This window comes from Zobellia russellii (assembly GCF_018728565.1).
GTDB classification, from domain to species: domain Bacteria; phylum Bacteroidota; class Bacteroidia; order Flavobacteriales; family Flavobacteriaceae; genus Zobellia; species Zobellia russellii.
In genome coordinates, this window is the sequence record NZ_JACSOI010000002.1 from 371243 (window position 1) to 391497 (window position 20255).

Annotated in this window: 15 protein-coding genes and 1 tRNA gene; 8 read left to right on the forward strand and 8 right to left on the reverse strand. The window is 40.1% G+C overall.

Features of this window, described 5'->3' with window-relative positions; translation table 11 throughout:
* Positions 1-5 precede the first annotated feature (5 nt).
* The gene (locus H9565_RS07125) at positions 6-1373 is read right to left on the reverse strand and encodes a cytochrome c3 family protein (protein ID WP_215438735.1); all 1368 of its coding nucleotides are present in this window, start codon (positions 1371-1373) and stop codon (positions 6-8) included.
* 234 nt (positions 1374-1607) lie between these two features.
* Between H9565_RS07125 and H9565_RS07130 the strand changes: the two genes are divergently transcribed.
* The gene (locus H9565_RS07130; protein ID WP_215438523.1) at positions 1608-1979 is read left to right on the forward strand and encodes an SPOR domain-containing protein; all 372 of its coding nucleotides are present in this window, start codon (positions 1608-1610) and stop codon (positions 1977-1979) included.
* Positions 1980-2041: 62 nt separating this feature from the next.
* Here the strand turns inward: H9565_RS07130 and infB are convergent, their stop codons facing one another.
* From infB to rimP, 3 genes are all read right to left on the reverse strand, one after another.
* The gene (gene infB / locus H9565_RS07135) at positions 2042-4909 is read right to left on the reverse strand and encodes a translation initiation factor IF-2 (protein WP_215438524.1); all 2868 of its coding nucleotides are present in this window, start codon (positions 4907-4909) and stop codon (positions 2042-2044) included.
* Between the two features lie 120 nt (positions 4910-5029).
* Positions 5030-6262, reverse strand: coding sequence for a transcription termination factor NusA (gene nusA / locus H9565_RS07140; protein ID WP_215438525.1), 1233 nt, complete (start codon positions 6260-6262; stop codon positions 5030-5032).
* A gap of 16 nt (positions 6263-6278) precedes the next feature.
* Positions 6279-6740, reverse strand: coding sequence for a ribosome assembly cofactor RimP (gene rimP, locus H9565_RS07145; RefSeq protein WP_215438526.1), 462 nt, complete (start codon positions 6738-6740; stop codon positions 6279-6281).
* 192 nt (positions 6741-6932) lie between these two features.
* On the opposite strand from rimP, the gene H9565_RS07150 reads away from it, so the two are divergent.
* Entirely contained in the window at positions 6933-8306 is a 1374-nt protein-coding gene (locus H9565_RS07150; RefSeq protein ID WP_215438527.1) for a cation:proton antiporter domain-containing protein, read from the forward strand.
* A gap of 54 nt (positions 8307-8360) precedes the next feature.
* Here H9565_RS07150 and H9565_RS07155 read toward each other — a convergent pair.
* Positions 8361-8432, reverse strand: a tRNA-Gln gene (locus H9565_RS07155).
* A 298-nt stretch (positions 8433-8730) separates the two neighbouring features.
* Between H9565_RS07155 and H9565_RS07160 the strand changes: the two genes are divergently transcribed.
* The gene (locus H9565_RS07160; protein ID WP_215438528.1) at positions 8731-12117 is read left to right on the forward strand and encodes a glycosyltransferase family 117 protein; all 3387 of its coding nucleotides are present in this window, start codon (positions 8731-8733) and stop codon (positions 12115-12117) included.
* Positions 12118-12232: 115 nt separating this feature from the next.
* Here the strand turns inward: H9565_RS07160 and H9565_RS07165 are convergent, their stop codons facing one another.
* The 3 genes from H9565_RS07165 to H9565_RS07175 form a co-directional block, all read right to left on the reverse strand.
* Positions 12233-12529 carry a thioredoxin family protein gene (locus H9565_RS07165; RefSeq protein ID WP_215438529.1) on the reverse strand — a complete coding sequence of 99 codons (297 nt, stop codon included), beginning with the start codon at positions 12527-12529 and terminating at the stop codon, positions 12233-12235.
* 97 nt (positions 12530-12626) lie between these two features.
* Positions 12627-13850 carry a metallophosphoesterase gene (locus H9565_RS07170; protein ID WP_215438530.1) on the reverse strand — a complete coding sequence of 408 codons (1224 nt, stop codon included), beginning with the start codon at positions 13848-13850 and terminating at the stop codon, positions 12627-12629.
* Between the two features lie 48 nt (positions 13851-13898).
* Positions 13899-14621, reverse strand: coding sequence for a copper homeostasis protein CutC (locus H9565_RS07175; protein WP_215438531.1), 723 nt, complete (start codon positions 14619-14621; stop codon positions 13899-13901).
* A gap of 63 nt (positions 14622-14684) precedes the next feature.
* On the opposite strand from H9565_RS07175, the gene H9565_RS07180 reads away from it, so the two are divergent.
* The 5 genes from H9565_RS07180 to rpsI all read left to right on the forward strand — a co-directional run bounded on the left by H9565_RS07180 (position 14685) and on the right by rpsI (position 20140).
* The gene (locus H9565_RS07180; RefSeq protein WP_215438532.1) at positions 14685-15674 is read left to right on the forward strand and encodes an isoaspartyl peptidase/L-asparaginase family protein; all 990 of its coding nucleotides are present in this window, start codon (positions 14685-14687) and stop codon (positions 15672-15674) included.
* Positions 15675-15732: 58 nt separating this feature from the next.
* Positions 15733-18573 (forward strand): DNA polymerase I, encoded by a 2841-nt coding sequence (gene polA, locus H9565_RS07185; protein WP_215438533.1) that lies wholly within the window; start codon positions 15733-15735, stop codon positions 18571-18573.
* Positions 18574-18676: 103 nt separating this feature from the next.
* Positions 18677-19024 carry a T9SS type A sorting domain-containing protein gene (locus H9565_RS07190; protein WP_215438534.1) on the forward strand — a complete coding sequence of 116 codons (348 nt, stop codon included), beginning with the start codon at positions 18677-18679 and terminating at the stop codon, positions 19022-19024.
* Between the two features lie 274 nt (positions 19025-19298).
* Positions 19299-19754 carry a 50S ribosomal protein L13 gene (rplM, locus tag H9565_RS07195; RefSeq protein WP_215438535.1) on the forward strand — a complete coding sequence of 152 codons (456 nt, stop codon included), beginning with the start codon at positions 19299-19301 and terminating at the stop codon, positions 19752-19754.
* Positions 19754-20140: a 30S ribosomal protein S9 gene (gene rpsI / locus H9565_RS07200; protein WP_215438536.1), complete on the forward strand. Its 387-nt coding sequence runs from the start codon at positions 19754-19756 to the stop codon at positions 20138-20140. The genes rplM and rpsI overlap by 1 nt, the downstream gene beginning before the upstream one ends.
* The last annotated feature ends 115 nt before the right edge of the window (positions 20141-20255 follow it).

A 20255-nucleotide genomic window follows, 5' to 3' on the forward strand; every position in this document is an offset into this window, starting at 1 on the left:
TTCGATTAATAATGACACTTCCCACATTCCAGCCCGCCCATTTGCGCAGCCGTTAACTTTTCAACACCATATTTCTTGGAAAGCTCGGTATGAATTTTTTCGTAGTAAGCATTACCTTCTACCTTAATTTCAGTTTCTCTGTGACAGTTAATACACCATCCCATTGTTAGAGGCGAAAATTGATACATAATCTCCATTTCCTCAACAGGACCGTGACATTGCTGACACTCAATACCAGCAACACTTACGTGCTGAGAGTGATTGAAATATGCAAAATCAGGCAAATTATGAATACGCACCCATTCTACAGGCTGACTCTCACCAGTATATTTCTGATTTTCCTCGTCCCAACCTACAGCTGCATAAAGCTTTTTAATTTCTTTGTTATAATCAACACCATACTCACGCTTACCTTCTTCCAAAGTTTCATCAGCAACTTGGTAAATTGATTTATGACAGTTCATACACACGTTCAAGGAAGGAATTCCCGAAGTCTTAGAAACACGTGCAGACGAGTGACAATACTTACATTCTATTTTATTATCCCCAGCATGGATACGGTGTGAGTAATGTATTGGCTGAATTGGCTGATACCCTTGATCAACACCTACCTGCATCATCCATCCGTAAGCAAAATACGCACTACCCAACAAAAGAAAAATAACTGACACCAATACCAAAAATTGGTTTTTAGCAAACGCTTTCCAAAGTGGCAATCTCTTCTCGGATGCTTCATTTTCCAAAACAACCCCATTAGCTTCGGCTATTCTTCTCAATGTTTTGTTCACCAAGAACAACATCACCACCAAAAGACCAAAGACGAGCGCCAAAGCACCTAGAACTATTTCATTTGAAATTCCATCGGAAGCACCACCAGAGCCACCAGCAGCTTCACCACCAGCCGCAGCCGCAGGAGCAGCGGTTTTTGGAGGAGCGGCCGTATAAGCCAAAATATTATCAATATCCTCGTTAGACAAGGTTGGAAACGGAGTCATTGCCGCCTGATTGTACTCAGCATAAATCTTATTAGCATAAGAATCACCTGAAGCGATAAGCCCAGGACTATTCTTAATCCATTGATACAACCAATCACGACTTAAACCTTCGTCATCTGACAATCTAGTCTCTACATTGGCCAGAGCTGGACCTGTCATTTTTCGATTTAAAGAGTGGCAAGCAGCACAATTCTGATTGAACAACGCTTTACCTTTAGCCGGATCTCCCGCAGTATCACCAGATGCAGCAGCTTCGGAAGAAGCCCCATCTTCACTTCCACCATCTTGAGCAGATATAGAAACGGAAAATAAAAGGAAAACAAATAGAGTTAAACCTAAAACCTTAGAAATCGAATGGCGGTACGGAACCTTTTTCATATGAATCTTATTTCTATCGACATCTTGGCACGATAATTTCATTTATAGAAAACTTGTGTTATTCTTATCAGTGCTAAAATCGAAGGCAAAAATACGTAATAGACTTTATTTTGAAAATGTTAACGGATTGATAATTCCTAATTTATATCTATTCTAAATAATATGTCATCCTTTACAATGCCGAGGAATACGCTACTTTTGTATAAATTATTAAAACCCAATTATTTCACTACAATGAAGACAATTTTTGCACTCAGTTTCTCCCTTGCGTCTTTAACATTTGGATATGCCCAACAAGGCCAAATTAACATTGAACAAGACCAAAAAATCACTGATTTAATAGAAATATATAAAACCTCCAACGAAAGTTCGGAATATTACCGCATTCAAGTAGGCTTCGGCTCCTATAATAAGGCTCAAAGTATTCAAGCTAACGTTGAGCAAGATTTCCCGGACCTACCCTCAAAAATAGATTTTGATTCACCTACATACCGAGTAAGAGTAGGAAGATTCCAGAACAAGCTAGACGCCGAACGAAAGTTTAAAGAAGTCCGACAGAAATATCCGGACGCCATGTTATTAAAACCAAAAAAATCGACCCGTTAAGGTCGATTTTTTTTTGCTCTATACTTTCTCACTTAACAGTGATATGTATATTCTCAAGAAGTCTATTTAGATTTTAATTTCTTCTTAACCTCTACCTCTTTGAAAGCCTCTACAATATCCCCTTCAACTATATCATTATAGTTCTTAAGCTGCAGACCACAATCATACCCTTTGGCCACTTCCTTAACATCGTCTTTGAAACGTTTTAAGGATGTCAACTCTCCTGTATAAACAACTACACCATCTCGTATAAGACGTATACCTGCATTACGGAAAATCTTACCATTGGTTACCATACAACCGGCAATCGTACCAACTTTGGATATCTTAAAGGTCTCTCTAATCTCTGCGGTACCCGTAATCTCTTCTTTGATTTCAGGAGAAAGCATTCCCTCCATAGCATCCTTAAGATCATTGATCGCATCATAGATAATAGAGTACATTCTAATATCAATTTCTTCCTTCTCCGCAACATCTCTTGCATTACCCATTGGCCTTACGTTAAAACCAATAATAATAGCATCGGATGCCGAAGCTAACAACACATCGGATTCGGTAATAGCACCAACTCCTTTGTGTATAATATTCACTTGAATTTCTTCAGTAGACAATTTTTGGAACGAATCCGTTAAGGCTTCCACAGAACCATCAACATCACCCTTCAAGATAATGTTAAGTTCCTTAAAGTCACCCAAAGCAATACGTCTTCCGATTTCATCCAACGTAATGTGACGCTGTGTTCTAACAGACTGCTCACGCTGCAATTGCGAACGCTTAGTAGCTATCTGCTTAGCCTCTCTCTCATCTTCTAACACATGGAATTTATCACCTGCTTGTGGCGCTCCATCCAAACCTAGAATAGAAATTGGCGTGGCCGGACCAGCTTTTTGAACACTTTTTCCGCGTTCATCCTGCATAGCCTTAACCTTACCACTATTGGTACCTGCCAATACATAATCCCCAATTTTAAGGGTTCCACCTTGTACTAATATGGTAGAAACGTAACCACGTCCCTTATCCAAAAAGGCTTCTACTACAGTACCATTGGCCATCTTATTAGGATTAGCCTTAAGCTCTAACAATTCGGCTTCAAGCAATACTTTTTCAAGCAATTCCTTTACACCTTGACCTGTCTTGGCCGAAATATCGTGAGACTGTATCTTACCGCCCCAATCTTCGACCAATAAATTCATTTGAGCCAACCCATCCTTAATTTTCTCAGGGTTTGCCGTTGGCCTATCCACTTTATTTATAGCAAAAACAATTGGTACTCCAGCTGCTTGAGCGTGACTTATTGCTTCTTTTGTTTGAGGCATGATAGCATCATCTGCAGCAATAACAATAACTGCAATATCCGTTACTTGTGCACCCCTTGCTCTCATCGCGGTAAAGGCTTCGTGACCCGGTGTATCTAAGAAAGTGATTTTCTGACCACCTTCCAAAGTTACACCATACGCACCAATATGCTGCGTAATACCACCACTTTCACCTGCAATTACATTAGCTTGTCTAACATAATCCAACAAAGATGTTTTACCGTGATCCACATGCCCCATTACGGTAACAATAGGAGCTCTCGGTTCTAGATCTTCAGGAGCATCTGCCTCAACTTCTATTGATTCTTCCAGATCAGCAGTAACGAATTCAACTTCGTAACCAAACTCATCTGCAACAATAGACAAGGTTTCAGCATCAAGACGTTGGTTCATCGTAACCATAATACCAAGTGACATACAAGCCGAAATAATTTCAGTAGTACCTACACCCATCATGGTAGCAACTTCACCTACGGTTACAAACTCCGTAACCTTCAATACTTTGCTCTCTAATTCTTGCTGCTCAAGGTCTTTCTCCGTTTGTTGACGGTGTTGATCCCTCTTATCCCTTCTATATTTAGCACCTTTTCCTTTCTTAGACTTTCCTTGTAATTTCTCCAAGGTCTCTCTAATCTGTTTTTGTACATCTTCTTCAGTAGGCTCTACTTTAGGAGCACCGTATCTTGGATTTCCACCGCCACCTTTTCTAGCCGCTGGACCAGTACCGCGCTGTCTTGGAGCATTGCTCTTATTACCGCCGCCACTACCAGGACTACTAACTATACGTCTTCTGCGTTTTTTACGATCACCGGCAGCATCACCTGTTTTAGGCTCCTCTTTTTTCTTCTTAGGCTTGTTGAACTGAGAAAGATCAATTTTAGCCGTAATCTTTGGACCGGTAAGCTTCTTATACTTTGTAGTTAAGACACCATCGTCTTTTTTCTCTTCTGAGTTCTCAGAATCAGATTCCGCTTTGGTCTCTTCTACTTTTTCAGGAGCTTTTTCTTCTACCTTAGCTTTAGGTTCTTTTGGTGCTTCCGGTTTCTTTTCCTCAAGCTTACCAACAATTTTAGGTTTCTGAAGTATAGTCCTAGTTGGTTTCTCTTCAACCTTAGGCTTCTCTTCTTCCTCCTTTTTAGGCTGCTCTACTTCTTTTGGTTTTTCAACCTCAGCAACAGCCTCTTTTTCAACCTTTTCTTCTTTTTCCTCTACAGGAGCAGGAGTTTCTTTAGGCTTCTTACCGGCATCCAAGTCTATTTTACCAACTGTTTTGGGACCCTGAAGCTCAACTTTACCTGTCAAAGTTTTTTCTTCTGCCGCAGCTGCACGCTTTTCTCTAGCTAAACGTCGTTCCTCTTGCTCTTGCTCCAACTGCAATCGCAAAGCCTCTTTTTCCTTACGCTTTTCTTCGCCTACCTCTTTAGAGGCGACTTTTTTGCTTTTATCGGTCTGAAATTCTCCTTGAAGCACTTCATAAACCTCATCGGAAATCTTTGTAGTAGGTCGCGCATCAATCTCATGCCCTTTAGAGGCAAGGAAATCAACCGCCCTATCCAAAGAAATATTAAACTCTTTGAGGACCTTGTTAAGCCTAATTTTTGCAATGTCTGCCATAAATACTTTCTCCTAATTCTCTTTAATCCTTGCTAATATACAGAACTCAAAAGGGTTTTACATTCCAACACATTAGCAGTATTTTCCGCTAAAGTATTAAAACCCATGACGAGTTCATAGCTAATCTTCCAATTCTTCTTTAAGAATACGCACAACTTCGGAAATAGTTTCCTCTTCCAAGTCCGTACGTTTCACCAAATCGGCTACATCTTGCTCTAAAATACTACGAGCTGTATCCAATCCTATTTTCTTGAATTCTTCTATAATCCAAGCATCAATCTCATCTGTAAACTCTGTTAACTCAACATCTTCCTCAACACCTTCTCTAAACACATCAATCTCATAACCAGTTAATTGCCCTGCCAAACGAATATTATGTCCGCCACGACCAATTGCCTTAGAAACTTCCTCTGGTCTTAAGTAAACCTGCGCCGTCATCTTCTCATCATCTAACTTCACAGAAGAAACTCTAGCTGGACTCAATGCTCTCGTCACCATTAATTGTGGGTTAGCCGTCCAATTGATAACATCAATGTTTTCATTGCCCAACTCACGAACTATACCGTGAATTCTTGACCCTTTCATACCTACACAGGCACCAACCGGATCAATACGATCATCATACGAATCTACAGCAACCTTTGCTTTCTCACCAGGAATACGAACCGCCTTTTTAATGGTAATTAGACCATCGTAAACTTCCGGAATTTCTTGGAAAAACAATTGTTCCAAGAATTTAGGGGAGCTTCTAGACATAATAATAGTAGGCTTACTACCTTTTAGCTCCACACTTTCTATTACCCCACGAACATTATCTCCTTTTCTAAAGAAGTCAGATGGTATCTGTCTATCTTTTGGCAAAATAATCTCATTGCCTTCATCATCCAGCAAAATAATTGCCTTGTGACGAATGTGGTGTACCTCTGCGGTGTAAATTTCACCCTCAAGATCTTTAAAGTGCTTGTAAATGGTTGTATTGTCGTGCTCGTGAATTTTTGAAATCAAGTTTTGACGAAGCGCCAAGATGGCCCTTCTACCTAAATCTATAAGCTTTACCTCTTCCGAAACATCTTCACCAACTTCAAAATCCGGCTCAATTTTACGCGCTTCCGAAAGTGATATCTCTTCATTTGGTTCCTCAACCTCACCATCTTCAACAACTATACGATTTCTCCAGATTTCCAAATCGCCTTTATCCGGGTTGATAATAATATCAAAATTATCATCGGAACCAAATTTCTTCTTAAGCGCACTACGGAATACATCTTCCAAAATGGCCATTAGGGTTACCCTATCTATAAATTTGTCGTCTTTAAATTCCGAAAAAGACTCAATCAGTGCAATATTTTCCATTATGCTACTATTACCTTTAAAATTTTAAAATGACTTTTGCTTCTTTTATATCAGAAAAATTGATTAGCTCCTTCTTCTGAACTGTAACTTTCCCTTTTCCAATGGGTTTGGGTTCCCGTGCTTTCCATTCAAGAACAATACCATCATGGGTAGTTTCGGTTAAATTTCCCTCATAGGTTTCGGCCTCCGTTCGTACGGCAAGCTTTCTTCCCACATTTTTATTGTACTGTCTTGGCATTACCAACGGCGATGCCGCCCCAGCAGAAGCGACCTCTAACGAAAAATCATGTTCATCACGGTCTATATTATGCTCTATGGCACGACTAATTTTCATACAGTCCTGCACGGTTACGCCTTCATCTCCATCCAAAACCACCTTAATGGTATTGTCTGCAGACATCGAAAAATCTATTAAAAACAAAGACCCATCTTCCTCTAGGGCATCTTTTAAAAGGGCTTCGACTTTACTCTTCAACATAACATTTAGAAATAAAAAAGAGGACTAAAATGTCCCCTCATGAATACTTTTATATCCTTTCAGTGTTGCAAATATACGATTTTTTTGTTTCCCGCAATATCCGATTCATTTAAAGAGTTTTATATCATATCATTTCATCTAAAATTAACGATTTAATAGTACTTTTAAAATATCCCAACCAAATTAACAACCATGGAAATACTCTCTTCTTACAATATGATTATTGGTGCTTCTGCCATAGTCATCATCTCTTTCTGGTTTAATGGCATTTCTAAAAAAACCAATATTCCGTCCGTACTTATGCTAATAGTTCTGGGCGTTGTTTTACAATTTGCCCTGAAATACATTATTGGAACCGAAATAGATTTTGAAAAAAACCTGCGCGGTACCTTAGAAATAATCGGAACGGTAGGACTGATCATGATTGTATTAGAAGCCGCCCTAGAGCTTGAACTGAAAAGAGAAAAACTCATACCCATTCTCAAATCCATGGCCATTGCCCTACTCGGGCTTGTAGCTTCCGCTTGGGTAGCCGCCTTAATTCTTTACCAATTTATAGAAGGTATGACCATGCAGTCTGCCTGGCTGTATGCTACCCCTTTATCTATTTTATCCAGCGCCATAATCATACCCAGTGTTACCGGTCTTAGAGAGGACAAAAAGGAGTTTCACATTTATGAAAGCACCTTTTCGGACATAATGGGTATCATGATGTTCTATTTCCTTACCGGAGGATTGGATCCCGAAACCGATTCTAGCCCCGTTGCTTTTGCCGGTAATATTGTTCTGACCATTGTTATTGCCATTATTGCCAGTTACGCCTTGGTTCTGATTTTCCAAAAGATAAAAAGCCAAGCCAAGCAATTTTTATTGATTGCCGTACTGCTACTATTGTACGCTATTGGTAAAAAGATGCATTTATCGTCATTGATTATAATCCTCATATTCGGGTTGGTCATTGCAAACGTTAAATTGTTCTTTCCCGGAAAGACGGCTATTTTTCTTGAAAAGGAAAAAATGCACCAAATCTATCATGAACTGCACATCATAACCCTAGAAACGGCTTTTGTTGTCCGAACGTTTTTCTTCGTGATTTTTGGAGTTACCATTGTACTTGCTTCTTTAATGAGCCTAAATGTTGCTATGGTAAGCATTCTAATTATAGCCTCCATTTACGTAATCCGTTTTCTTGTTTTGCGGGTTTTTATCGGTAAAGGCATCCTACCACAAGCCTTTATTGCCCCAAGGGGATTGATTACCATACTTCTTTTCTACGCCATTCCTACGGAAGCAGAGGTTGCCGGTTTTGAATCGGGAATTCTTTTGTTCGTAATTATTGCCACCAGTCTGGTTATGACCTGGGCCATGATAAAGGACAAAAAGAAAATGGGCACTATGCTAGATGAGATAGACGAAGAGATTTTGGCACGGAACGAAGCAGAGGACCAACTGAACGAACATAACGAAGAAATGACGGAACAGGAAGCAAGTAATGAAAACCTATATACGGAAGACAACTCTCCCGAGCATCCCGAGGATACAGAGCCTGACAATCGCCCCATATAAAAAACTCCAACAAAAAAAGCCCGATACTTTTCCGTATAGGGCTTTTTAATTCTGTTGGCCTACTAGGACTCGAACCTAGAACGACTGGACCAAAACCAGCTGTGTTGCCAATTACACCATAGGCCATTACCGTAATTTCTGCCGAAACAAGTTCAGCATTTGAGCGTGCAAATTTAAAACAAAGTTTGGTTTGCACAAACATTTTCTGCTACAATAATTCCAAATCTACACAACTTACAGATTTTCAGCACCATAAAATTAATAATTTGATTCATTTTTATACGCTTAACCTCCGCCAACAAGCCTTTGACTACAATTCTTTCTATATTCACCTTACAAATAGCTTGTTAAAGGTTTATCAAAAATGACCTTCCATATCTATATTAATTAGTAAATTCGCCGCATTGGTTAAACCACGTAGTACATGTTTTCAAAGAACTTCGAAAAATGGGACAATCTTCTAGGATGGTCCGTCTTTTTTATTGCCCTAATTACTTACGCAATAACCGTTGAACCCACGAACAGTTTTTGGGATGCCGGTGAATACATTGCCACATCTGCAAAACTCCAAGTGGGCCACCCTCCCGGAGCACCACTGCTCCAAATGATCGGGGCCTTTTTTGCCATGTTCGCTTTTGAACCTGACCAAGTGGCTCGTATGGTAAATTACGTTTCTGGTGTTTCCAGTGCATTTACCATTCTGTTTATGTTTTGGACCATTACCAACCTTACCCAAAAACTCATAAAACAAAAAGATGATGTTATAACCAACAGCAAGGCTATTGCTATTTTTGGCTCTGGAATTGTTGGTTCCCTTGCTTTTACTTTTTCGGATAGCTTTTGGTTCAATGCAGTAGAGACCGAGGTATATTCCACAGCAAGTCTCCTAATGGCATTGTTACTTTGGCTTGGCCTAAAGTGGACGGACGACCTTGAAAACCCACGAGGAAACAAATGGATCGTGCTTATCTCATTTGTGGTTGGCCTTACTTTTGGGGTTCAGTTCATGGGCTTCTTGGCTATACCGTCAATAGGTTTACTCTACTATTTCAAAACATACAAAAAAACAACAGTAAAGAACTTTTTGTTGGCCAATATTGCTGTGATTGCAGTATTGATGCTGGTTTACAAATTCTCTTTAACCTATGTTCTTAAACTTTTTGGTTGGAGCGAAGTATTTTTCATTAACAGTATTGGCCTTCCGTTTAATTCGGGCACCATCATTATGGGGCTCATATTCATTGGCGCGTTCTATTTTGCGCTTAACTACACTAGAAAGAACAGTTACAAAACGGCCAACACCATTGTTCTATGCTTAATGTTCCTATTTTTAGGTTTCTCTTCATGGATGATGCTTCCTATTCGCGCAAATGCAAGAGTGGTCATCAACGAAAACAATCCGGAAGATGCCCGTGCTTTATTGGCCTATTATAACCGTGAGCAGTACCCCGGTGTTGATAGTCCGTTTTACGGGACGTATTACTCCAACACTTTTGGGGTTGGTGGCGAGGACAAAGACGAAGCACCTAAATACGAAAAGGACGAAAAGCTAGGGAAATATGTAATCGTAAATTATTACAAAGGCGCCGTACCTGGAGACGACCCTAAACACATAGGGTTCTTACCAAGAATGTGGAGCGGCCAGAACGCAGAAAACTACATGCGCTATTTCGGGCCCTTGGATTTTAAGATGACACAATCCAACGAGGAGTTGAGAAAAGCGGTTACCCAAGTAAAAGAAGGCTTTGCCAATGGCGAAATAGATGCCGAACAATATATTAGTTTCCTAAGAAGGTTTGGCGATTATATTGAGGTTCAACCTCCATCAGTTTGGCAGAACATTAAATACATGGTACAGTTTCAATTCGGATACATGTACTGGCGTTATTTTATGTGGAATTTCTCCGGAAAGAACAATGATGTTCAGGGCCGTTACAACGGAAACGGAGAATGGCTAAGTGGCATTGGGTTAGTTGATAGTCCACGTCTAGGAAGTCAAAGTAATCTTCCGGACGAAGTTAAGAACGACAAGGCCCGAAACACCTATTTCTTACTCCCCCTAATTCTAGGTATTGTAGGTATATTGTTTCAAATAAGTAAAAACCCAAAACAGTTCTGGGTACTTTTAATCTTCTTTTTGTTCACAGGTTTGGCTATTCAGTTTTACACCAATCCATATATTTTTCAACCTCGTGAAAGAGACTACTCCCTTGTAGGTTCGTTCTATATCTTTGGAATATGGATAGGCCTTGGCGTATACGGACTTTTTGATGAACTCAAGAAATACCTCACCCCTAAAATACTGGCTCCGGCCGTAACCGTCATCTGTCTTTTAGCGGTCCCTACTGTTATGGCAGTACAAAACTGGGATGACCATGACCGATCTAATCGGTTTACCGCAAATTCATCGGCAAAAGCCTATCTAGACTCCTGCCAAGAAGATGCAGGGGCCATACTCTTTACCATTGGGGATAATGATACCTTCCCGTTATGGTACGCCCAAGAAATAGAAGGCTACCGTACCGATGTTCGTATTGTCTGTACCAGCCTTTTTGAAACGGATTGGTATATTGACCAAATGAAGAGAAAGGCATACGAAAGTGAAGCCATACCATCACAAATTGCCCATGAGAAGTATCGCTGGGGAACTCGTGATGTGCTATACTACCAAACCGTAGACCCACTTTTCAACAAGAAAATATCAGAAAGCCGTTGGTCCATTCAAGATTTTATAAAGTGGGTAGATAGTGACAACCCACAAACAAAGCTGAAGTACATCCTTGAAAGACAGGAGAATATTGATATAGATGCTTATTCTGAAAGCAGCCAAAATATCGTGTACTACCCTACCAACAAATTACGCATACCGGTAAACAAGAAAAACGTCTTGGAAACAGGTCTGGTAAAAGAAAAGGATTCGGCCTTGATCGTAGACTATATTGATATAGACCTTCCAAAAAGTGCCATTACCAAGAAAAGCATGATGATGTTGGATATTATTGCCAACAATGACTGGAAACGCCCTATCTATTTCTCAGGAGGAAGTTTTGATGATGCCGAATTTATTTGGATGAAAGACTATTTGCAATTAGATGGCATGGCGTACAAATTAGTACCCATCAAGACCGAACGCAGAAACTCTTTTGAAATGGGACGAATTGATTCCGACCTGATGTATGATGTAGTTATGAATTGGGACTGGGGCAACTCTGGAAGCTCGGACATCTACCATGACCCTCAAACCCGTATTCAAGGCCTGTCTTACCGTAGTAACTTAGCAAGACTTTTAGAACAATTGCTAAAAGAAGACAAAATAGAAAAGGCCAAGGATATTATAGACCTTACTATAAAAAACCTTCCTGTTGAATACTTTGGCTACTATACTTTTGTTGAGCCTTTTGTAGATGGATATTACAAAGTAGGCGAAACCACCAAAGCTCGCGAGCTTTTCGGGAAATTGAAATATATTTATCAAGACCGTCTGGAATATTACGCCAGCATACCTCTTGAAGAGCAATATGACAAGATAGACGATATCATAGCCGATATGGAAGGTTACCGAAGAAATATTGATATTCTGATCGGAAACAACGACCGTGAGATGGCAGAAAAGGAAACTCTAATATTCAATGAATATATAGATAAGTTTCAGCATTTCTACAGGGACAATATTTTACAAGAGGATGATTTAGAACCTGGTCAGAATCCTGACTTAGAGGATACAGTTCCTGTTTCTGACACTACGGCAATAGACGCAGCTACGGCAGGAGAAAACCCCGTGGACACTACATTAGTCCCAGCCACTAACTAAGTTAGCTTACTCTATACAGAAATAAAAAAATGCCCTTCATTGCTGAAGGGCATTTTTTTATTATTCAACCTATACCGCTCAAAAGAAAAAGCGCTTTAGCAGCAAGTATTTATTATTATAGGTATTCGTTTAGGATTCCAATAAGTGTATTAGCATCTTGCTCACCACTTTGGCGCCATACCATTTCACCTTTTTTATAGATCATAAGTGTAGGAAGCCCTTTAACACGAAGTGCCTGAGCAAGCTCTTTATTTTTATCTACATCAATCTTAATAACCTTGCCTTTATCACCCAAAGCCGCGGCTACATCACGCAAAACGGCGTGCATCGCATTCGATTGCTCGTTCCAATCCGCATAAAAATCCAAAAGAACAGGGATTCTTAAATCTATAAGTTCACCAAACTTTGACATACGTAGTTCATTGGGTTAGGAGCCAAATGTAAGAAAAAATGTTAAATTGCCACCTATACCCCCAATTTTATAGACTTTAGGTGGCGTTAAAATCGTGTTAAGCTTTCTTTTTAAGCGTGATTACGGTTATTTCAGGCCAAATTCCTACCCTACCCGGATACCCTAAAAAACCAAAACCCCTATTCACATTTATATATTGCCCAAGCTCTTTATAGATGCCTGCCCAGTATTTATAGCGCCATTTTACAGGACTCCACTTGATCCAACCAGGAATTTCTATACCAAACTGCATTCCATGTGTGTGGCCACTTAAGGTAAGGTGATAATGATACGCATCGTGCAAAACAACATCTTCCCAATGAGAAGGGTCATGGCTCATGAGTATCTTAAAATCATCTTTATCTACATTGGCTACCGCCTTTTTAAGGTCTCCGGCTTTTTTAAAACCACCACGCCCCCAGTTTTCAACCCCAACCAAGGCAATCTTATCGCCTCCTTTTTGTAAAAACCGATTTTCATTCAACAACAGATCAAAACCCATGTTTCTTTGTAGGTTCTTTAAATCCTCCAAATTCTGATGTTTGGCTTCTTCCGTTTCCCAAGCTACATAATCGCCATAGTCATGATTTCCCAAGACTGAGAACTTACCGTCCTTGGCCTCAAGAGTGGTAAAAAGTTCTGCCCACGGCTCCATTTCGGTAGCCATGTTATTCACCATATCACCTGTAAAAAGGATAACATCGCTATTTTGTTTATTAATCAGGTCTACAGCATACTCTATCTTCTTCCTATCATCAAAACTACCACTATGCACATCGGATATCTGAGTGATTTGATAATCATGGAAACCAGCGGGCAAATCATCAAACTCCAAAGTATACCTTAATACTTTAAAATTGTACTTCCCCTTATACATTCCGTAGAGCAATGCGCCAAAAGGAATAGCCGCCAAGCCTAGACCCAATATGCTCAAAAATTTTCTGCGTTCTGGCAAGGTAAACTCTTTAGACTGACCAAAAAACTTTTGATACCCACTAGATATGACCCTAAAAATATCTTCGGAAAAAAGAAAAAGAATAGTCACCAACTGAAAGGCCAATACGGTCAATAAAAACCCAAAAGCATAGCTTTTAGACCTGCTCAGGACCCTACCCTCCTCTTCACCTAATGTAAATTGATAAATACAATTACCCAGTACTAATACGGCTATCGCAATAAAGAGATAGTACACCCAAGGGTATCTGGTTACGGTTTTCAAGGCCTGTAAAGTATAGAGGCCCATAACAATATAAACGGCAATAAAAATAATCCAACGTAGCATAGCTACAAAGATATTTTAAACTGAGACGGGTATTGCCTCATTTAGATTTTATTTAACCCTATTTACGATAGTTGCAATTGTACCTGAGTGGGTTACGGTAATTTCAGAATCGCTTAAAAACGATGGAGAATTCATTGGTACCCGGCCCGTTTCGGGCAATGTTCTTAACAGTTTAGTACCCGAAAGGTGAACCGCCTTAAATCCGGACGCCTTAAAACCCATTACATTATCCGGCTTCACACCACCTCCCGGCATAATGGTACAGGTTGTAGATTTTTCACGAAGCCCCTTCAAGAGCTCCAGCCCTTCAGGAGCAGATTTCCGCTGTCCTGAAGTTAATATATAATCTACACCCAAATCTTCCAGTTGTGCTAGTGCGACTATTGGGTTTTTCACCCAATCGAAAGCGCGGTGAAACGTAAACTTCAAACCTACTGAAGCTTCAATCATCTCTCGGGTTCTGTCCCTGTCCACTGTAAAATCAGTATTTAAAACACCGGAAACGATGCCTTCAAACCCCAGTTCAACACATAAGTGAATATCCCGCATCATAATTTTCAATTCATCGGGGGTATAGGTAAAATCACCGCTTCTAGGGCGAATCAATACATGAACGGGAATAGAAATTTGCTCACGAACGCTTTTCAACAGTCCGTATGAGGGGGTGATTCCTCCTACGGCAAGTTCAGAACAAAGTTCTATGCGATGCGCACCACCCTTTTGGGCATTTAATGCAGATTGCAATGAATTGGCACAGACTTCTACTAGCATTTTACTTATATTTAATGCCCAAGTGGCATTTTAAACTACTCCTAAAATAGAAATCTTAAACCCATGCAAAGAAGAAAGTTCCTAAAAAATTCAACTGCCGCCACGGCCGGTTTAATTTCAGCCCCCTTAATGGCTGGCAAAACTCCCCCGTCCACAGACCGGGTTACAGATAATTCCGCAGCTGTAAAGCCTATAGTTATATGTACTTGGGATTTTCATAAAGCTTCTTCCAAAGCATGGGAAGTCCTAAAAGAAGGCGGCACTTCTCTTGATGCCGTAACCCAAGGTGTAATGGTTGAAGAAAACGATGTAAACAACCAGACGGTGGGTGTTGGTGGCAGACCCGACCGAGACGGAAATGTTACTTTAGACTCCTGTATTATGGATAAAGATGGGAATTGCGGTGCGGTACTGGCCATGCAAAATATTGCAAATCCTATTTTGGTTGCACGTAAAGTAATGGAAGAAACACCCCATGTTATGCTTGCCGGAAAAGGAGCTGAGCAATTTGCTTACGAAATGGGATTCAAGAAAACCAACCTCCTTACCGAAAAATCACAACAAGAGTGGATAGAATGGAAGAAAACCTCGCAATACAAGCCTATTATAAATATTGAAAACCATGACACCATTGGCATGCTTGCCATAGATGCCAACGGCGATATTTCCGGCGCTTGTACCACAAGCGGCATGGGCTACAAAATGGCGGGTCGTGTTGGTGACTCTCCAATTATTGGCGCTGGACTGTTTGTTGATAATGAGATTGGCGGAGCCACAGCAACAGGTGTTGGCGAAGAGGTAGTTCGTACGGTAGGTAGCTTTCTTATCGTAGAATTAATGCGCCAAGGAAAATCTCCCCAAGAAGCTTGTAAAGAAGGTGTTGAGCGAATCATGGCCAAAAATAAAGGTCGGAATGATTTTCAAATAGGTTTTATAGCTGTTAACAAGGCAGGCGAAACCGGAAGTTATTGCATTCACCCGGGATTTACCTATCGGTCTTATTCTGAAGCTGGACATGTAAATAATCCATCGGAAACTTATATCAAATCTTAAAACACTTAAAAGAATTCAAAAACTTGATTAGCTTTGAATCCTCTTGAAAAACTATAAAATGCCAGAACAAAAACGACTCTTTTTACTAGACGCCTATGCACTTATTTTTCGTGGCTACTACGCACTTATAAAAAACCCCAGAATCAACTCCAAGGGCATGGACACCTCTGCCATTATGGGGTTCATGAATTCACTTTTTGATGTTATCAAACGTGAAAAACCAGACCATTTGGCCGTTTGTTTTGACAAAGGTGGAAGTGCTGAGCGCACCGAACTGTTCCCCGAGTACAAAGCCAATAGAGATGAAACCCCCGATGCTATCCGTACTGCCATTCCTTATATCCAAGACATACTTAAAGCAATGCACATACCCTCGGTAATTCTTGAAGGTTGGGAAGCGGACGATATTATTGGAACCCTTGCAAAACAAGCCGAAAAAGAAGATTACAAGGTTTTTATGGTTACACCGGATAAGGATTTTGGCCAGTTGGTCTCCGAAAATATCTTTATGTACCGTCCAGCAAGAATGGGTAACGGAATAGAAATTTGGGGCATTCCCGAAATACAAAAACGTTTTGGAGTTGAAAGGCCAGAACAGGTTATAGACTACCTAGGAATGATGGGTGATGCCAGTGACAACATACCCGGACTACCTGGTGTTGGGGACAAAACCGCAAAAAAATTCATTGAGCAATTTGGTTCTATGGAAGGCCTTTTAGAGAATACGGACCAGCTAAAGGGCAAAATGAAAGAAAAGGTAGAGGCGAACAAAGAGTTGGGGTTGCTCTCAAAAAAACTGGCGACCATCTGTATAGATTGCGATGTTACTTTTAATGCCGAAGATTATGAACTCTCAGTCCCCGACAGTGAAAAAGTGCAAGAGATTTTTGAGGAACTGGAATTTAGAAGGTTAAAAGACCAGTTTATTAAAATATTCTCTGGGGAAACAGAACCCCAAACCCAAGTAAGCAATACCGAAACGGCAAAAAAACAGACATCAACTTCCTCATCTGCCGGAAGCGGGCAATTTTCTTTGTTTGGTGGTGATGGCGCATCTGCAGCGACCATAGCGGACAGCTCTAGCAGAAAAACCATTAAGGATATTCCCCACGTTTACCAAAGCGTGGCACCGGGTATGGCCATGAAGCTGTTTGTCCAAAACCTAATGAAACAGACCTCTGTTTGTTTTGACACGGAAACTACATCGTTAAATCCGCTGGAAGCCCAGCTTGTAGGTATCGCATTTTCGTGGGAAGCCACTAAAGGATACTATATACCATTCCCCGAAAACAAACAGGAAGCACAGGAACTTATAGAAATTCTACGCCCTTTCTTTGAATCGGAGACTATTGAAAAAGTAGGTCAGAACCTTAAATATGATATTAAGGTCTTAAATAAGTATGATATTAAGGTCAAAGGCATGTTCTTTGACACCATGTTGGCGCACTACCTTATAAACCCGGATATGAGACATAATATGGATGTGCTTTCCGAAACCTATTTGAACTACACCCCTATTTCCATTACTGAACTTATAGGCAAGAAAGGAAAAAATCAGCTAAACATGCGCGATGTTCCTTTGGAAAAGCAAACGGAATATGCTGTAGAGGATGCAGACATTACATTTCAACTGGCACAGCATTTTAGACCGGAACTGGCCGAGGCCAAAACCGATATTCTTTTTAAGGATATTGAAATTCCGCTACTACGTGTTCTGGCGGACATGGAACTTGAAGGCATCAACCTGGACGAGAAATTTTTGAACAGCCTTTCTGAAGACCTGAACAACGATATTAAAAATCTTGAAGAAAAAATTTACGAAGCTGCAGGAGAAGAATTCAACATTGGTTCACCAAAGCAACTAGGTGAAATTCTCTTCAGTAAAATGAAATTAGTAGATAAACCTAAAAAAACAAAGACAGGTCAATTCTCTACAGCGGAAGATGTACTCTCCTATTTGGCCAAGGACCATGAAATTATTCAAAATGTATTGGATTACCGTGGGCTGGCCAAACTTAAAAGCACCTATGTTGATGCTTTACCGGAACAAGTAGAACCCACAACGGGAAGAGTCCACACAGATTATATGCAAACCGTTGCAGCAACCGGTCGTTTGAGCAGTAATAATCCTAATTTACAGAACATCCCTATCCGTACGGAAAGAGGCCGCCAAGTTCGTAAAGCCTTTGTACCTCGCAACGAAGACTACATTTTATTGGCTGCGGATTATTCTCAGATAGAACTGCGCATCATTGCCGCGTTAAGCGAAGAGACTACAATGATAGAAGCGTTTAAGCACGGCGAAGACATTCATGCTTCCACGGCATCAAAAGTATTTAATGTGCCTATTGAAGAAGTAACCCGTGAGCAAAGAAGCAATGCCAAAACCGTTAATTTTGGGATTATTTACGGGGTTTCCGCCTTTGGATTGAGCAACCAAACCGATTTATCCCGTTCCGAAGCCAAAGAACTGATAGACACCTATTACAAAACCTACCCAAAGCTCAGAAATTACATGAGCGAGCAGGTAGATTTTGCCCGTGACAATGGTTATGTACAAACAGTCCTAGGACGAAGACGTTATTTAAAAGACATTAACGGAAGTAATGCCATTGTACGTGGGGCTGCAGAGCGTAACGCCGTTAATGCCCCTATTCAAGGTAGCGCTGCAGACATCATTAAAATTGCCATGATCAACATTCACAAGAAATTATCGGAAGGCAACTACAAATCCAAAATGCTCTTACAGGTACATGATGAATTGGTATTTGATATATACAAACCGGAATTGGATGAATTAAGCGGATTGATAAAATCCGAAATGGAGAACGCCTATAAACTAGAGGTACCGCTAGATGTAGAGGTTGGCCTGGGCCAAGATTGGCTGGAGGCGCATTAGACATACAAAACCTGCCCTTTCACAACATTTTTTCGTGTAAAGGGCTTTTCAGTTTTACTTTTACAGTCCTATTCCAAATACAATAGGCCAAGTTAAATTTAAAATGAAAACGTTAGCGACCCTTTTTACCATTCTCTTTTTAGTGTGCAATAGCCATGCGCAAGATACACCAATGCACAAAACTGGCCATAGCACGAACATAACCACCAAAAAGAAAGTAAAGGTCTTTCCTAACCCCGCTAGCAACGTAGTTAATATTTTAGGTTTAAAGAATACCGCAAAGGCTAATATATCCGTCATGGATATTTATGGAAATACCGTATTATCCCATCAATGGGAAATCCGAAGAAATGCTATTAGCATACCTGTGTCCTCTCTAGATGCCGGGGCTTATATTATTAATGTACACTCTAACGAAGAAAAGATCTGCACTAAATTCTACAAGCAATAGAATTTTAGCTTCTCTACCACCTTTCTGTCAATATTTACATTCACCTCTAGAAACAAACCAGAAAGAACTTTTGTTAAATTTAGAATCTACGAATATCCAATTCTTTAAATCATTCGTTTAAGACCTTAATTTTTACCTAGATTTGCCCAAGAAATTGAAAAAGAGTGTTTTTAACTAAAAATATTCCAAAAACACCGCTTGTTTTTCAATAGAATTAGTGTACATTTGCAGCCCGTTTGACGGGATTGAAGTGTTTAATTAAAAAGTAACCGTAGTGGATACATTAAGTTATAAGACCGTTTCTGCCAATAAAACAACTGTGGACAAACAGTGGCTATTAGTTGATGCAGAAGGAGAGACTTTAGGCCGATTGGCTTCTAAAGTTGCCAAAATGCTTAGAGGAAAACATAAGCCAAGTTTCACCCCTCATGTTGATTGTGGTGATAACGTGATTGTTATCAATGCTGAGAAAATCAATTTAACAGGTAACAAATGGGACGATAAGACCTATTTGCGTTACACAGGTTATCCTGGTGGTCAGCGTTCTACATCTGTAAAAGAGCTTTTGGCCAAAAAACCTGAGCAAATTGTAGAAAAAGCGGTTAAAGGCATGCTTCCTAAGAACAGATTAGGTGCGGACCTTTTCAGAAACCTTAAGGTTTTTGTAGGTACGGCTCATAATCATGAAGCTCAAAAACCACAGGTTATCAACTTAAAAGAATTCAAGTAATGGAGACCATTCACAAAATCGGCAGAAGAAAAACAGCGGTTGCCCGTGTATACGTTTCAGCAGGTACAGGAAATATTACTGTAAACCAAAGAGACCTTAATGACTATTTTCCAACGGCAACTCTTCAGTACAAGGTTAAACAACCTTTTGCACTTACTGAAAACGAAGATGCTTACGATGTAAGTATTAATGTATACGGTGGCGGTATTACCGGTCAAGCAGAAGCTATACGTTTAGCCCTTTCTAGAGCTATGTGTGAAGTTGACGAAGAAAATAGACTAACTCTTAAACCAGAAGGTTTATTAACTCGTGACCCAAGAATGGTAGAACGTAAGAAATTTGGACAGAAGAAAGCTCGTAAGAAATTCCAGTTCTCTAAACGTTAATATTCAAGATTATTACGGTATCCATTTCACGATGGATACCTTTTTTTATATTTTTTCTTTAATCAAAGTTCATTGAAAGTTCGCTTAAAGCGAATAAATTAAAAACTATTTTTCA

Excerpts from the sequence above, each read along its gene's own strand:
- H9565_RS07125 (WP_215438735.1), bottom strand. The coding sequence starts at position 1,373 with ATGAAAAAGGTTCCGTACCGCCATTCGATTTCTAAGGTTTTAGGTTTA.
- H9565_RS07130 (WP_215438523.1), top strand. The coding sequence starts at position 1,608 with ATGAAGACAATTTTTGCACTCAGTTTCTCCCTTGCGTCTTTAACATTT.
- infB (WP_215438524.1), bottom strand. The coding sequence starts at position 4,909 with ATGGCAGACATTGCAAAAATTAGGCTTAACAAGGTCCTCAAAGAGTTT.
- nusA (WP_215438525.1), bottom strand. The coding sequence starts at position 6,262 with ATGGAAAATATTGCACTGATTGAGTCTTTTTCGGAATTTAAAGACGAC.
- rimP (WP_215438526.1), bottom strand. The coding sequence starts at position 6,740 with ATGTTGAAGAGTAAAGTCGAAGCCCTTTTAAAAGATGCCCTAGAGGAA.
- H9565_RS07150 (WP_215438527.1), top strand. The coding sequence starts at position 6,933 with ATGGAAATACTCTCTTCTTACAATATGATTATTGGTGCTTCTGCCATA.
- H9565_RS07160 (WP_215438528.1), top strand. The coding sequence starts at position 8,731 with ATGTTTTCAAAGAACTTCGAAAAATGGGACAATCTTCTAGGATGGTCC.
- H9565_RS07165 (WP_215438529.1), bottom strand. The coding sequence starts at position 12,529 with ATGTCAAAGTTTGGTGAACTTATAGATTTAAGAATCCCTGTTCTTTTG.
- H9565_RS07170 (WP_215438530.1), bottom strand. The coding sequence starts at position 13,850 with ATGCTACGTTGGATTATTTTTATTGCCGTTTATATTGTTATGGGCCTC.
- H9565_RS07175 (WP_215438531.1), bottom strand. The coding sequence starts at position 14,621 with ATGCTAGTAGAAGTCTGTGCCAATTCATTGCAATCTGCATTAAATGCC.
- H9565_RS07180 (WP_215438532.1), top strand. The coding sequence starts at position 14,685 with ATGCAAAGAAGAAAGTTCCTAAAAAATTCAACTGCCGCCACGGCCGGT.
- polA (WP_215438533.1), top strand. The coding sequence starts at position 15,733 with ATGCCAGAACAAAAACGACTCTTTTTACTAGACGCCTATGCACTTATT.
- H9565_RS07190 (WP_215438534.1), top strand. The coding sequence starts at position 18,677 with ATGAAAACGTTAGCGACCCTTTTTACCATTCTCTTTTTAGTGTGCAAT.
- rpsI (WP_215438536.1), top strand. The coding sequence starts at position 19,754 with ATGGAGACCATTCACAAAATCGGCAGAAGAAAAACAGCGGTTGCCCGT.